The organism is Neisseria sp. DTU_2021_1001991_1_SI_NGA_ILE_055, assembly GCF_032342915.1.
Taxonomy (GTDB): Bacteria; Pseudomonadota; Gammaproteobacteria; order Burkholderiales; family Neisseriaceae; genus Neisseria.
Window position 1 is genome coordinate 836,592 of the sequence record NZ_CP135440.1, and the last position, 14,883, is coordinate 851,474.

A 14,883-nucleotide genomic window follows, 5' to 3' on the forward strand; every position below is an offset into this window, starting at 1 on the left:
AGTTCGAGGCAATGCTTCATCTGACCTTCGTGAACGACTTTACCGTATCAAATAACTCTTTTCAAAGTAATACTTACCCAATCAAAACCTCAACGCCCTCCCTTTAAAATCAAATCCCTCGTATTTTTTTCCTATTCTTATTGTTGTCTAACTTTTCAGACGACCCCTTTATCCAAACTCCGTTATAATGACGGCTTTAAAATTAATTTATCCAAAGACAGTCTTATCATGAAACACATCCACATTATCGGTATCGGCGGCACATTTATGGGTGGCGTAGCGGCTATTGCCAAAGAAGCAGGTTTTAAAGTCAGCGGTTGCGACGCCAAAATGTATCCGCCGATGAGTACCCAGCTCGAAGCCTTGGGCATAGACGTACACGAAGGTTTTGATGCCGCTCAATTGGACAAATTTAAAGCCGATATTTACGTTATCGGTAATGTTGCCAAACGCGGCATGGATGTGATTGAAGCCATTTTGAACAAAGGCCTGCCTTATACTTCCGGCCCGCAATGGCTGGCTGAAAACGTATTGCACCAGCACTGGGTGCTCGGCGTAGCCGGAACACACGGCAAAACAACCACAGCCTCCATGCTGGCATGGGTCTTAGAATATGCCGGACTCGCACCGGGCTTCCTCATCGGCGGAGTACCGGAAAACTTCAGCGTTTCCGCACGCCTGCCACAAACACCTCGCCAAGACCCGAACAGCAAATCGCCGTTTTTCGTCATCGAAGCTGACGAATACGACACCGCCTTTTTTGACAAACGCTCCAAATTCGTACACTACCGTCCGCGTACCGCCATTTTGAACAATCTGGAATTCGACCACGCCGACATTTTTGCTGATTTGGGCGCCATTCAAACCCAATTCCATCATTTGGTACGCACCGTGCCGTCTGAAGGCCTCATCGTCTGCAACGGACAGCAACAAAGCCTGCAAGACACTTTGGACAAAGGCTGCTGGACGCCTGTAGAAAAATTCGGCACCGAACAAGGCTGGCAAGTTGGCACTGTTCATGCCGACGGCTCGTTTGACGTATGCCATCATGGCGAAACGGTCGGACACGTCGCTTGGGAATTGATGGGCGAACACAACCGCATGAACGCCCTCGCCGTTATCGCTGCCGCGCGTCATGCCGGCGTCGATATTCAGACGGCCTGCGAAGCCTTGAGCGCGTTTAAAAACGTCAAACGCCGTATGGAAATTAAAGGCACGGTAAACGGCATCACCGTTTACGACGACTTTGCCCACCACCCGACCGCCATTGAAACCACCATAGAGGGCCTGCGCCAACGTGTCGGCAACGCCCGCATTCTCGCCGTCCTCGAGCCGCGTTCCAACACCATGAAACTCGGCACCATGAAAGCCGCCCTGCCTGCAAGCCTCAAAAGTGCCGACCAAGTGTTCTGCTACGCCGGAGGCGTGGACTGGAACGTCGCCGAAGCCCTCGCGCCTTTGGGCGGCAAGCTACACGTCGGCAAGGACTTCGATGCCTTCGTTGCCGAAATCGTGAAAAATGCCGAGGCAGGCGACCATATTTTAGTCATGAGCAACGGCGGTTTTGGCGGAATACACGGAAAGCTGTTGGAAGCATTGAAATAAGGGTTTATTGAAAGTTTTGAATGATTGAGGCCGTCTGAAAACCGGAGCTTGGTTTTCAGACGGCCTTTTATCATGACTGTACTTACAAAAAACGATTTGGCAGAGACCTTTGCAAAATTCCTTTCCTTCCGACAGCCGAGATCCAAACAAAGATTTTCGGCTGTTTTTGTTTCAAATATCCACTGATTCTACCCAAATCCCCCCTTAATCCCCCCTTGGATACCTGATTAATCAGGCATCCGGGCCGCCTTTTAGGCAGCAACAGGCACACTTAGCCTGTTGGCGGCTTTCAACAGGTTCAAACACATCGCCTTCAGATGGCTTTGCGCACTCACTTTGATCAGCCCGAAATAGGCTGCCCGCGCATAGCGGAATTTACGGTGCAGCGTGCCGAAGCTTTGTTCGACCACATAACGGGTCTTCGACAAATATCGGTTACGTTTGGTTTGCGCTTCCGTCAGCGGACGGTTGCGGTAGGCTTTGCGCATAATGCCGTCCTGTAACCGATGCTCTTCCAGATGTTGCCGGTTTTCCTCACTGTCATAGCCTTTATCGGCATAGACGGTCGTACCTTTGGGCAGACCTTCCAACAAAGGCGACAGGTGTTTGCACTCATGGGCATTGGCTGGGGTAATGTGCAGTTTCTCGATATAGCCTTCCGCATCGGTACGGGTATGTTGTTTGTAACCGAGTTTGTAGAGGCCGTTTTTCTTTATCCAACGGGCATCGCTGTCTTTACTCGGTGTGGCTTGGCCGCTGACTTGTCCTTCCTCGTCGACTTCTATGGCCTGGCGCTGTTTGCTGCCGGCGGTCTGAATAATAGTGGCATCAACGACGGCGGCGGATGCTTTCTCTATTTTTAGGCCTTTTTCGGTCAGTTGGCGGTTGATCAGTTCCAGTAGTTCGGACAGGGTGTTGTCTTGCGCCAGCCAGTTGCGGTAGCGGCATAAGGTGCTGTAATCGGGGATGCTCAGTTCGTCAAAACGGCAAAACAGGTTGAAATCGATGCGGGTGATGAGGCTGTGTTCGAGTTCGGGATCGGAGAGGCTGTGCCATTGTCCGAGCAGGACGGCTTTGAACATGGACAACAGGGGATAGGCGGGACGGCCGCGGTGGTCTCGGAGGTAACGGATTTTTTGACGATTCAGGTATTGTTCGATCGGTTGCCAATCAATCACCTGATCCAACTTCAATAGCGGGAAGCGGTCGATGTGTTTGGCAATCATGGCTTGTGCGGTTTGCTGGAAGAAGGTACTCATGAAAAATCCCCTAAATGTCTTTGTGGGAATTTAGGGGATTTTGAGGAATTTTGCAAAGGTCTCTGGCAATAATAAAATATCATTTATCTTCCATTTATCCGTACATACGCGCAAGACTATTATTCGATTAAGTATTGCCAACCTTCCCCAAAATCTGATAAATAATGCATACAACATCTAAGCTGTGCGCATATCATGAAACATAAAACTGCCAAGCCTATATTTCTCAGCGTTGTATTTTCCATCTTTCTGATGACAACAGCTGTATTTTTTGCCCGTAATCACGTGTTTATTCCCGGTATTGACACTGACTCCCTACAACCCATTACCATACCAGACAAACCATCGCCGCAAATCGTACAATCTGCGCGAAACCAAATTGGCAAAACCCTTCGTTACGACCCGGCTTACACGAAGCTCACTTATCCGATGGGCGATGTGCCGATATCAAAAGGCGTTTGCACAGACGTCATTATCCGAGCCTTACGTGACCAAAATATAGATTTGCAAGAGCTTGTTCATCAAGATATGAGTCGGAATTTTTCCGTTTATCCGAAACGCTGGGGTTTGAAACAACCTGATACCAATATTGACCACCGCCGCGTACCTAACCTAATGACTTATTTCACGCGTCAAGGCTGGGCAGTTCGAAATACAAACTATCAAGCTGGCGATATTGTAACTTGGGAACTGAAAGGCAACCGTCCCCATATCGGCATCGTCTCCGATCGAAAAATCGGCGACAGGCCACTGATTATCCATAATATCGGTTCAGGAACCCGTGAAGATGATGTCCTCTACCGCTACACCATCACTGGACATTTCAGGCTTCCCGTTCAATAAATCATGAGACTACTGAAAAATTCACTTCAATATCATATCCAATCTGTAGTTTTGCGCTTTTTTTGCAATCCACCTTTCGAGGCCGTCTGAAACCATAGGTGGGATAACCATCCGACAAAATATTAGAGACAGTGCGACATATTCCATATCACTGATACATATGATAATGTGATGGATTTTTACGATTTTAATTATATTGGAATCATGGATGGAGAGAATCGGTAAGTGGATAAGCTATCGAAACTAAAGATTAAATATACAATTTTTATATCAATATTTTTTGTCGTTTTTTACAAGGGAGCTGAGTTTTATGCCTATACAGTCGATAATGTACCTTCATATTTTATGGACTGGGAAAGGAATATTCCTTTCTTGCCCATATTTATGTTGCCTTATATGACATCACCGTTTTTCTTCTTGGTCACTATATTTTTGGAAAAGAACGAAAGCAGTCTGAAATTACTGATAAAAAGAGCAACCTTTTTAATCGGAGTTTCTACTGCTCTATTTGTAATATTTCCCATGAAATTTTATTTTCCCAAGCCTGAAGTCGATAACCAAATTTTAAAATCCTTCTTTTATATTTTGGGAAAATTGGACAGTAGTTTTAATCAATGCCCGTCATTACATGTGAGTTTCGCTTTTCTTTCAGCTGAGGTTTATTGTAGAGAATTCAAATCCAAATTCTTAAAATCATTTTTTGGTATATGGGGATTTTTACTCGCCATTTCGGTCTTATTTGTCTATCAACACCATTTGATTGATTTCGTAGGGGGAGCATTGATATTCTTAATTACTTGTATCCTATTCCCAAGAAAAAAGACAGTTTAAACATTTTGTCACAGAAACTTAAAAAGCCCTACAACAACAATTGAACCATAGTTCAAACATACAAAAAGGCCGTCTGAAACCATTTCAGACGGCCTTTTACTTTTACCTAACCCTCTTTATTTAACCGCAACCGCCACATTTTCCGCAGCCGCTGCTGCAGTCGCGTTTTTTCGGTTTGAACACGAATTTTCGCAAGAGGAAGAATACGCAGGCGAGCATAATCAAGCCGACGATAATATATTGAGTCATGACGATAATATCCTTGAAGAAATTTGATAAACCACGAATGCGGCAAAATAAGCCATCAGGAACAAATAGCCTGTAATCATAAGCATATTTTTCGTGGATTTGGTTTCACGTTTAATCACGGCCAAAGTTGCGGCACACATCGGCGCATACACATACCAAGCCAAGAAGGCAAAGGCAGTCGGCAAGCCCCAGTTGTTGTGTACGATGGGAATCAGTGCGTTTTGTACGGCATCTTCAGACGACGCACTGACGGCATAAACGGTACCCAAAGCGGCAACGACTACTTCGCGTGCGGCGATACCCGGAATCATGGCAATACACATTTCCCACGTAAAGCCTAAAGGTGCAAACAATGGCTGAATTGCGTGGCCAAGCGTACCCGCCAAGCTGTAATCGATGGCTGCCCCGGTCGCGCCAGCAGGCGGTTGCGGCCAGCTTACCAAGCCCCACAAGACCACGGCTAACGCAAAAATAATGGTACCGGCGCGTTTCAGGAAGGCTTTTACCCTATCCCACAGGCTGGTCATGATGTGTTTGAAGTTAGGCGTACGGAAAGTCGGTAATTCCATCAAAAGTGGGAATTGTTGCACATTGCCTTTCATGCGCGCCAAGCGTTTCATGATATATGCTGCCAATGCGGCCGACAGAATGCCTGCGATATAAAGAATAAACAATGTCAGGCCTTGCAGGTTGAAAATACCGCCCACTGTACGGTCAGGAATGACGGCGGCGATAATCAGCGCATACACCGGCAAACGTGCGGAGCAAGTCAGCAACGGCGCAACCGCGATGGTAACCAGGCGTTCGCGCGGGTCGTGAATGGTACGCGCCGACATCACGGCAGGAACGGCACAGGCAAAGCTGGACAAAAGGGGAATAAACGAACGGCCGGACAAACCGCTTTTTGCCATGATGTTATCCAGCAGGAAGGCTGCACGCGGCAGATAGCCTGAGTCTTCCAATAGCAGGATAAAGGCAAACAAAATCGTAATCTGAGGCAGGAACACCAACACGCTGCCCATACCGGCAATCACACCGTTGACCAGCAAATCATTGAGGATACCTGGCTCCATGTTTGCGCCTACCCATTCCCCCAGCGCGGTAAAACCGCCTTCAATGGCGTCCATAATCGGTGCCGCCCAAGTGTACACCGCTTGGAACACCATAAACAGGATAACCAGCAGCATAATCGTCCCCAACACAGGGTGCAAAACGATTTCGTCTAGTTTTTTGTGCCACGCCGGCAGTGTCATCTGCGTACGTACCACCTGATTCAAAATAGATTCTACCTCTTGGTAGAGCACCTCACTGTCAAGTGATTCCAGCTTGCGCTCGGATGCGCTGGGATTGGCAGGGAAAGAACGCTTACGGGGCAGCTTGGCTACCGCCTCACGCACTGCGCGTACACCTGATGCGCTGACGGCAACGGTTTCCAATACGGGCACGCCTAACAGCTCGCTCAATTTGTCCGCATCAATATTCAAGCCCCGGTTGCGCGCAACGTCGCTTAGGTTTAGCGAAACAACCATCGGCAGGCCCAAGGTTTTCAGTTCCAAAACCATGCGCAGGGTCATACGCAAGTTGGTCGCATCGGCAACGGCAATCACGGCATCAGGCGGAATGCCCATTTTACCCACGACCATATCTCTCGCCACCGCTTCGTCGGGGCTGGTTGTACGCAAGCTGTATGTACCCGGCAGGTCAACAATGCGGACAGCCGCATCATCAAGGAAAGCACCCTCGCGCTTATCGACTGTTACACCGGGGTAGTTGGCCACTTTGGCATGTGCACCTGTCAAGCCGTTGAACAAAACGGTTTTGCCGCAGTTGGGCGCACCAACCAAAGCATAGTAGCTCAGTTCCATTATTTTTCCTTATCTTTCAGACGGCCTCAAACGGCTTCAATGATACGACACATAATCTTCCCGGCCTCATCCAAGCGCAGGGAAAATTGGGATTGATTGCCCAAACGCACTGCAAACGGCCCTCTTCCAAAGCCGCCCACGGCAATCACTTGCAACGGCATTCCGCTGGAAAAACCCAAATCCGCAAGACGACGGGTTACTAAGGTATCCAAATCACCAAAAACAGGGTTGGGAGCAATGGAATCAATATGTACGACTGCGCCTTTTTTCAGGCGCGACAAAGGAACAGTAGACATAAGCCTCTCTTTTCATTTGTTTTAAAAAATCAGATTATTAGAAATGTGAGAAGTGCTGACGAATGTGTGGCACATTTGAAAGGTTGGATATGAGTGGCTATTTGCTACTTCTTTCAATAAGTGCGGTTTGTTTTAAGTATTGTTATTTTCTTTGCTAATGATAAATCTTATTAATATAAAAATCAAATGTAGGCAGGAGAATTAAAAAAGCAGAAATCCTTTGATTGTTTGGGTTTCAGCCTTTATATACACTCGATAAACTAAAGGCCGTCTGAAAAGTTTCAGACGGCCTTCAAAATAAAAAACCGAATAGAATCGGTTTTTTATTCCTATTCAGGAAAAAACGCTCAATTACAGAGCATCTTTCAATGCTTTACCGGCACGGAATTTAGGCGTTTTAGCAGCAGCAATAGTCAAAGGCTCGCCAGTTTTAGGATTGCGGCCTTGACGTTCGGCACGTTCACCGACGTAGAAAGTACCGAAACCGACCAGAGTAACAGTATCGCCGTTTTTCAGTGCGTTGGTTACGGCATTAGTAGTAGCATCCAAAGCTTTTTGCGCAGCAGATTTGGAAATGCCGGCTTCTTGAGCAATTGCTTCGATCAATTCAGACTTGTTCACAATTAGTCCCTTCCTATCGTATAAAGATGATGAAATGCCCGAATACTCGGGGCTTGAGCGCTTTCAAAGCACATACGCACTTTATAGCAATTCTGAAATTATCATGTCAAGTAAAAAATGTGGAATTGCCCTATTTTTGGGGCATTCAGGGCAAAACCACATTTTTTGCAACATCAGACAGCCAACTTAATGCTTGGTTGCTTTTGTTCTTGACTTTGTCTTAGGAGTTTGCACGGTCTCGGCAACTGTCAATTCAGCAACCCATTGCTCAGGCTGAGTTTCCAGACCCAAAGCCAACACTTCATCAATCCATTTGACCGGATGGATGGTCAGACCGGTTTTAACATTTTCAGGGATTTCTTCCAAATCTTTGACGTTGTCTTTCGGAATCAATACATGCTTGATGCCGCCGCGCAAAGCAGCCAGCAGTTTTTCTTTCAAACCGCCGATCGGCAACACTTCGCCACGCAAAGTGATTTCGCCGGTCATCGCCACATCAGCACGCACCGGAATTTTGGTAAAGGCAGAAACCATCGCCAAAGTCATGGCAATACCTGCGCTCGGACCGTCTTTCGGCGTCGCACCTTCCGGCACATGGACGTGAATGTCTTTCTTCTCGTAAAAATCAGGAGCCAGACCCACTGATTCAGCACGGGAACGGACAACCGACCATGCGGCCGATACTGATTCTTTCATCACATCGCCCAGTTGGCCGGTACATTGAATTGTACCCTTGCCCGGCAAGGCAACCGCCTCTACGGTCAACAACTCGCCACCGACTTCGGTCCAAGCCAGACCGGTTACCTGGCCGATGCGGTTTTCGCTTTCGGCCACGCCATAGTCGAAACGGCGCACGCCTAGATAGTCATGCAGATTTTTCTCGGTAACTTTAATTGCCTTAGGCTTGGCCTTGCTTGCTGTTTTGGATTTGGACGCTTTTTTCTTATCCTCATTCAAGGTAACCTGCATCACCACTTTACGGCAGATTTTGGCAATCTCGCGATCCAACGAGCGGACGCCGGCCTCGCGGGTGTAGTAACGGATAATATCGCGCACCGCACTTTCATCAACCACCAACTCACCCTCTTTCACACCATTGCGCTTCATTTGTTTCGGCACAAGGTATTGCATGGCAATATTGATTTTTTCATCTTCCGTATAACCGGACAGACGGATGATTTCCATACGGTCAAGCAGCGGAGTCGGGATATTCAAGCTGTTTGAAGTGGCAATAAACATCACATCGCTCAAATCGTAATCGACTTCGGCATAATGGTCGGCGAACTTATTGTTTTGCTCAGGATCGAGCACCTCGAGCAATGCACTGGCCGGATCGCCACGGAAATCGCTGCCCATTTTGTCGATTTCATCAAGCAGGAACAATGGATTTTTCACACCCGCTTTTGCCATGTTTTGCAGGATTTTGCCCGGCATAGAGCCGATATAGGTACGGCGGTGGCCGCGGATTTCGCTTTCATCACGCACGCCGCCTAATGCCATACGCACATATTGACGGCCTGTGGCTTTGGCAATTGATTCGCCCAAGGAAGTTTTACCCACCCCCGGAGGGCCGACCAAACACAAAATCGGGCCTTTGAGCTTGTCCATACGTTTTTGAACGGCCAAATATTCCAAAATACGTTCTTTGACTTTTTCCAAACCATAGTGGTCGGCATTCAAAATCAAATCAGCTTTGGCAATATCTTTGCTGACACGGGATTTTTTCTTCCATGGCAGCTCGAGCAAAGTATCGATGTAGTTGCGCACGACGGTAGATTCCGCAGACATCGGCGGCATCATTTTCAGTTTTTTCAATTCAGACAGACATTTTTCTTCAGCCTCTTTGCTCATGCCTGCTTCTTTGATTTTTGCTTCCAACGCGTCCAGCTCGCCGCGCTCGTCTTCTTCGCCCAATTCTTTCTGAATCGCTTTCACTTGCTCATTCAAGTAATACTCGCGTTGGGATTTTTCCATTTGACGTTTTACACGGCCACGGATGCGTTTCTCAACCTGCATGATGTCGAGTTCGGCTTCCAACTGAGCCAGCAGAAATTCCAAACGCTCAACAATGCCGGCAGTCTCCAGCACATATTGACGCTGCTCCAATTTCAGCTGCAAATGCGCGGCAATCGTATCGGCAAGACGGCTGTTGTCATCGATACTGCTGATGGTACTGATGACTTCGGCAGGGATTTTTTTGTTCAATTTCGCATATTGCTCAAATTGAGTCAGCAAGGTACGGCGCAAGGCCTCAATTTCGGGATTGTCCTTGTCGCTGTTTTCATCAATCGCCTCAACATGGGACAAAAACAATCCGCCTGTTTCGTCAACCGTCAACGCGCGCGCACGACGGATACCTTCTACCAACACTTTCACGGTGCCGTCGGGCAGCTTCAAAACCTGCAAAACTTGGGCAACCGTACCGGTTTGGTGCAAATCTTCAGCTTTAGGGTCTTCTGTATTAGGGTCAAGCTGGGCCAACAGGAAAACCGGATCATCATTAGCCATTGCCGCCTCAAGGGCTGCAATCGATTTAGGACGACCGACGAACAGCGGCAATACCATATGCGGATACACCACGACATCGCGTAAAGGCAAAGTAGCCAGCGCACTGTATTCCTCGAAATATTTGTCTTTTGTCGGCATAGTTAATAATCTCAATCATTGTTAAATCAGAATGTAGCTCAAAATTGGGCTGAAGCGCTCCATTTCAAGACTTGAAAACAGCTTATCCGCACCTATTTTCGAAAACATCATTTTTAATAGCCCGATATGGACGTTTACGATAAAATATATCGGATTTTGGGCCGTCTGAAAACTTTTCAGACGGCCCTGGCAAACCAAACAAGGTAGTAAACCATGACAGACTCAACCGAAAAAAAATCATTAATTGAATTCCCTTGCACCTTTCCTGTAAAAGTCATGGGCGCGGTTCATCCGGAATTTGAATCCGCCATCTTGGAAACCGTGCGCAAACATGCTCCCGATACCGAGCCGCACCACATCACTACGCGCCCAAGCAGCAAAGGCAACTATACCGGCGCGACTGTCCATGTAAATGTTGAAAATCAAGAGCAGTTGGACAATATCTACCGCGACCTGACTTCCCACGAATTGGTTAAAGTGGTGTTGTAATGAAAATCGTGCACAAAGGCTTGGTCGATTACCTGCCGACTTTCGAAGCCATGAAGGCATTCAATGCCTCGCGTGACGAAAATACCGAAGACGAATTATGGGTGGTCGAACATCCGCCCGTATTTACCCAAGGCTTGGCCGGCAAACCCGAACACCTCCTCATCCGCGATGATATACCCGTTGTCCAAATTGACAGAGGCGGTCAAATTACTTATCACGGCCCCGGCCAATTAGTCGTCTATACGATGATCAATTTCAAACGCCGTAAGACCAGCGTCCGCCATATCGTTTCCGCACTTGAAAACAGCATCATCGCCACTTTGGCAGAATACGGCATCGAGGCAGCCGCCGATCCCAAACGCCCCGGCGTTTATGTCGGCGAGCGTAAAATTGCTTCCCTCGGCCTGCGTATCAAAGACGGCTCCGTTTACCACGGTTTGGCGCTTAACGTGAACATGGATTTAAGCCCGTTTACCCACATCAACCCCTGTGGTTATGCCGGTATGGAAATGACCCAAATTGCCGACTATGTCTCTCCGGCACCCAGTTTGGCAGAAGTTGCAGACAAGCTGACCAAGTATTTACAAAAAGAGCTGGCATAAGGCCGTCTGAAAAAATCCAGTCACACTGCCATCTTTTAACCGCCCTCTGAACTCACAAGCCCTTAGGCCATAAAGGCCGCAATAAGCTTTTCGGACGGCCTTTATAACGACAGAAAGAACACATCACCATGAGTGAAGAAGTAAAAAACGACCCCAAACGCGGCATCAAACTGAAAGGTGCAGACAAAACTGCACGCATTCCGATTAAAGTGGTTCCATTGGAACAAAAATTGAAAAAGCCCGAATGGATCCGCGCCAAATTGCCGGGCAAGAAATTCTTTGAAATCAAAAACATTCTTCGCGAACAAAAAATGCATACCGTGTGCGAAGAAGCATCTTGTCCCAATATCAGCGAATGCTTTACCAAGGGTACGGCCACATTCATGATTATGGGCGATATTTGTACCCGCCGCTGCCCATTCTGCGACGTTGGCCACGGCCGCCCGAATATGCTGGATCCTGATGAGCCTAAGCACTTGGCCGAATCCGTCAAAGCCATGAACCTGCGCTATGTCGTCATTACATCTGTCGACCGCGACGATTTGCGCGATGGCGGCGCACAACACTTCGCCGACTGCATCAAAGCCATCCGCGAAACCAGCCCGAATACCAAAATCGAAATCCTTGTTCCTGATTTCCGCGGCCGTCTGGACATAGCACTGGAAATCTTGGCAGAAACACCGCCTGACGTAATGAACCACAACTTGGAAACCCATCCAAGCCTGTATAAAAAAGCCCGTCCGGGTGCCAACTACCAACATTCCCTCGAGCTTTTGCGTCGCTACAAAGAAATGATGCCCCATATCCCGACCAAATCCGGCATCATGGTCGGCTTGGGCGAAACAGACGAGGACGTGCGCGAAATCATGCGCGATATGCGTGCCAACAATATCGAGATGATTACCATCGGCCAATATCTGCAACCTTCAGACGGCCACCTGCCCGTCTTGCGCTATGTAACGCCCGACCAATTCAAAGTTTTTGAAAAAGAAGCATACGAATTGGGCTTTACCAATGCCGCCATCGGCGCAATGGTCCGCTCCAGCTACCACGCAGACGAACAAGCAGCCGAAGCATTGCGTGAAACCCACGGCGGTTGCAGCCACCACTGATGGTTTAAATCATATAAGGCCGTCTGAAAAATCAGAAGACTGTTTTTTTCAGACGGCCTGAGACCTTTGCAAAATTCCTTTCCTTCCGACAGCCGAGATCCAAACAAAGATTTTCGGCTGTTTTTGTTTCAAATATGCACTGCTTCTACTCAAATCCCCCCTTAATCCCCCTTGGATACCTGATTAATCAGGCATCCGGGCCGCCTTTTAGGCGGCAACAGGCACGTTTAGCCTGTTGGCGGCTTTCAACAGGTTCAAACACATCGCCTTCAGATGGCTTTGCGCACTCACTTTGATCAGCCCGAAATAGGCTGCCCGCGCATAGCGGAATTTACGGTGCAGCGTACCGAAGCTTTGTTCGACCACATAACGGGTCTTCGACAAATATCGGTTACGTTTGGTTTGCGCTTCCGTCAGCGGACGGTTGCGGTGGGCTTTGCGCATAATGCCGTCCTGTAACCGATGCTCTTCCAGATGTTGCCGGTTTTCCTCACTGTCATAGCCTTTATCGGCATAGACGGTCGTACCTTTGGGCAGACCTTCCAACAAAGGCGACAGGTGTTTGCACTCATGGGCATTGGCGGGGGTGATGTGCAGTTTCTCGATATAGCCTTCCGCATCGGTACGGGTATGTTGTTTGTAACCGAGTTTGTAGAGGCCGTTTTTCTTTATCCAACGGGCATCGCTGTCTTTACTCGGTGTGGCTTGGCCGCTGACTTGTCCTTCCTCGTCGACTTCTATGGCCTGGCGCTGTTTGCTGCCGGCGGTCTGAATAATAGTGGCATCAACGACGGCGGCGGATGCTTTCTCTATTTTTAGGCCTTTTTCGGTCAGTTGGCGGTTGATCAGTTCCAGTAGTTCGGACAGGGTGTTGTCTTGCGCCAGCCAGTTGCGGTAGCGGCATAAGGTGCTGTAATCGGGGATGCTCAGTTCGTCAAAACGGCAAAACAGGTTGAAATCGATGCGGGTGATGAGGCTGTGTTCGAGTTCGGGATCGGAGAGGCTGTGCCATTGTCCGAGCAGGACGGCTTTGAACATGGACAACAGGGGATAGGCGGGACGGCCGCGGTGGTCTCGGAGGTAACGGATTTTTTGACGATTCAGGTATTGTTCGATCGGTTGCCAATCAATCACCTGATCCAACTTCAATAGCGGGAAGCGGTCGATGTGTTTGGCAATCATGGCTTGTGCGGTTTGCTGGAAGAAGGTACTCATGAAAAATCCCCTAAATGTCTTTGTGGGAATTTAGGGGATTTTGAGGAATTTTGCAAAGGTCTCGGCCTTTGTTTGATCATAACTTACTATACAAAATTTTTTAGATTTTCAAAGTATAAACCTTAGTTGGGCTCTATTAAGCCAATCTTAAGTAATACAGAAAAGCGGCAAAACAGGATAAACACTGTTTGCCGCTTTTTAATTTATTTCTTTATTTTACTTCTTCAACAATTTTGCCGCTTCAATCGCATAGTAAGTCAAAATACCATCAGCGCCGGCACGTTTGAATGCCAATAGGCTTTCCAAAATGGTTTTCTCACCATCCAACCAGCCGTTTTGAATGGCAGCCTGAAGCATGGCATATTCACCGGAAACTTGGTAAGCATAAGTCGGTACGCCAAACTCGTCTTTGACTCGGCGGACGACATCCAGATACGGCAAACCCGGTTTTACCATGACCATATCTGCACCCTCTTGAATATCCAATGCGACTTCGTGCAAGGCTTCGTTAGTGTTTGCAGGGTCCATTTGGTAGGTTTTCTTGTCTGCCTTACCCAAATTGCCGGAGCTGCCGACAGCATCGCGGAACGGGCCGTAGAATGCTGAAGCATATTTTGCCGAATACGCCATAATGCGTGTATGGATATGTCCGGCATCTTCCAAGGCTTCACGGATGGCAAGAATACGTCCGTCCATCATGTCTGATGGGGCAATGACTTGTGCGCCTGCATCGGCATGACACAAAGCCTGTTTTACCAAAACTTCAATGGTTTCATCGTTGAGGACATAGCCATTTTCATCGGTTAAACCGTCTTGGCCGTGAATGGTATAGGGGTCCAAGGCAACGTCGGTCATAATCCCCAGCTCTGGGAATTTCTCGCGCAGGGTTCGCACTACTGTCGGTACCAAGCCTTCCGGGTTATAAGCCTCCTCCGCAAATTCGGTTTTGTTTTGCGTTACCACGGGAAACAAAGCCAGCATAGGAATACCGAGATTCAGTGCTTCTTCAGCGGTAAACAACAATTTATCCAAACTTTGGCGTTTGACGCCGGGCATAGACGGCACTGCCTCTTCCTGGTTCTGACCTTCCAATACAAAAACCGGATAGATTAAATCATCTGCCGTCAAAGTATGCTCGCGCATCAGACGGCGTGAAAAATCGTCTTTACGCATACGGCGCATACGGGTGTTTGAGACATAACGCGGAGGGAAATTCATAACAATTGCCTTTCAATAATGAAGTCTTAAAA

At 48.0% G+C, this 14,883-nt stretch carries 14 protein-coding genes; 6 read left to right on the plus strand and 8 right to left on the minus strand.

Going from position 1 to position 14,883, the window contains the following annotated elements; all coding sequences use genetic code 11:
* Positions 1-228: 228 nt before the first annotated feature.
* On the plus strand, positions 229-1,605 hold the full coding sequence (mpl, locus tag RRV97_RS03830; protein ID WP_315612033.1) for a UDP-N-acetylmuramate:L-alanyl-gamma-D-glutamyl-meso-diaminopimelate ligase: 1,377 nt from the start codon (positions 229-231) through the stop codon (positions 1,603-1,605).
* 251 nt (positions 1,606-1,856) lie between these two features.
* On the opposite strand, the gene RRV97_RS03835 is transcribed toward mpl, so the two are convergent.
* Positions 1,857-2,864 (minus strand): IS5 family transposase, encoded by a 1,008-nt coding sequence (locus RRV97_RS03835; RefSeq protein ID WP_315611182.1) that lies wholly within the window; start codon positions 2,862-2,864, stop codon positions 1,857-1,859.
* Between the two features lie 195 nt (positions 2,865-3,059).
* Between RRV97_RS03835 and RRV97_RS03840 the strand changes: the two genes are divergently transcribed.
* Together RRV97_RS03840 and RRV97_RS03845 are read left to right on the plus strand one after the other, a co-directional pair.
* Positions 3,060-3,707, plus strand: coding sequence for a DUF1287 domain-containing protein (locus RRV97_RS03840; protein ID WP_315612034.1), 648 nt, complete (start codon positions 3,060-3,062; stop codon positions 3,705-3,707).
* Positions 3,708-3,932: 225 nt separating this feature from the next.
* A complete protein-coding gene (locus RRV97_RS03845; protein WP_311476149.1) occupies positions 3,933-4,538 on the plus strand; it encodes a phosphatase PAP2 family protein in 606 nt (201 codons plus the stop codon).
* A 120-nt stretch (positions 4,539-4,658) separates the two neighbouring features.
* On the opposite strand, the gene RRV97_RS03850 is transcribed toward RRV97_RS03845, so the two are convergent.
* The 5 genes from RRV97_RS03850 to lon all read right to left on the minus strand — a co-directional run bounded on the left by RRV97_RS03850 (position 4,659) and on the right by lon (position 10,215).
* Positions 4,659-4,787 (minus strand): FeoB-associated Cys-rich membrane protein, encoded by a 129-nt coding sequence (locus RRV97_RS03850; RefSeq protein ID WP_003683546.1) that lies wholly within the window; start codon positions 4,785-4,787, stop codon positions 4,659-4,661.
* Entirely contained in the window at positions 4,784-6,652 is a 1,869-nt protein-coding gene (feoB, locus tag RRV97_RS03855) for a ferrous iron transporter B (protein WP_315612035.1), read from the minus strand. Before feoB ends, RRV97_RS03850 begins: the two co-directional genes overlap by 4 nt.
* Positions 6,653-6,678: 26 nt before the next feature.
* Entirely contained in the window at positions 6,679-6,948 is a 270-nt protein-coding gene (locus tag RRV97_RS03860; protein ID WP_222571242.1) for a ferrous iron transport protein A, read from the minus strand.
* 351 nt (positions 6,949-7,299) lie between these two features.
* Entirely contained in the window at positions 7,300-7,569 is a 270-nt protein-coding gene (locus RRV97_RS03865) for an HU family DNA-binding protein (RefSeq protein ID WP_003683413.1), read from the minus strand.
* 186 nt (positions 7,570-7,755) lie between these two features.
* Positions 7,756-10,215 carry an endopeptidase La gene (gene lon / locus RRV97_RS03870; protein WP_188213947.1) on the minus strand — a complete coding sequence of 820 codons (2,460 nt, stop codon included), beginning with the start codon at positions 10,213-10,215 and terminating at the stop codon, positions 7,756-7,758.
* A gap of 213 nt (positions 10,216-10,428) precedes the next feature.
* Here lon and RRV97_RS03875 point away from each other — a divergent pair, with 213 nt between their 5' ends.
* The 3 genes from RRV97_RS03875 (at position 10,429) to lipA (ending at position 12,418) form a co-directional block, all read left to right on the plus strand.
* Positions 10,429-10,704, plus strand: a complete 276-nt coding sequence (locus tag RRV97_RS03875; RefSeq protein WP_003746890.1) for a YbeD family protein — start codon at positions 10,429-10,431, stop codon at positions 10,702-10,704.
* The gene (gene lipB, locus RRV97_RS03880; protein WP_036490755.1) at positions 10,704-11,306 is read left to right on the plus strand and encodes a lipoyl(octanoyl) transferase LipB; all 603 of its coding nucleotides are present in this window, start codon (positions 10,704-10,706) and stop codon (positions 11,304-11,306) included. The genes RRV97_RS03875 and lipB overlap by 1 nt, the downstream gene beginning before the upstream one ends.
* Positions 11,307-11,434: 128 nt before the next feature.
* Complete coding sequence (gene lipA, locus RRV97_RS03885) at positions 11,435-12,418, plus strand: lipoyl synthase (RefSeq protein ID WP_070460755.1); 984 nt, start codon at positions 11,435-11,437, stop codon at positions 12,416-12,418.
* A gap of 207 nt (positions 12,419-12,625) precedes the next feature.
* On the opposite strand, the gene RRV97_RS03890 is transcribed toward lipA, so the two are convergent.
* Positions 12,626-13,633 (minus strand): IS5 family transposase, encoded by a 1,008-nt coding sequence (locus RRV97_RS03890; RefSeq protein WP_315612036.1) that lies wholly within the window; start codon positions 13,631-13,633, stop codon positions 12,626-12,628.
* Positions 13,634-13,849: 216 nt separating this feature from the next.
* Entirely contained in the window at positions 13,850-14,851 is a 1,002-nt protein-coding gene (gene hemB, locus RRV97_RS03895; protein ID WP_039863499.1) for a porphobilinogen synthase, read from the minus strand.
* Between the last annotated feature and the right edge of the window lie 32 nt (positions 14,852-14,883).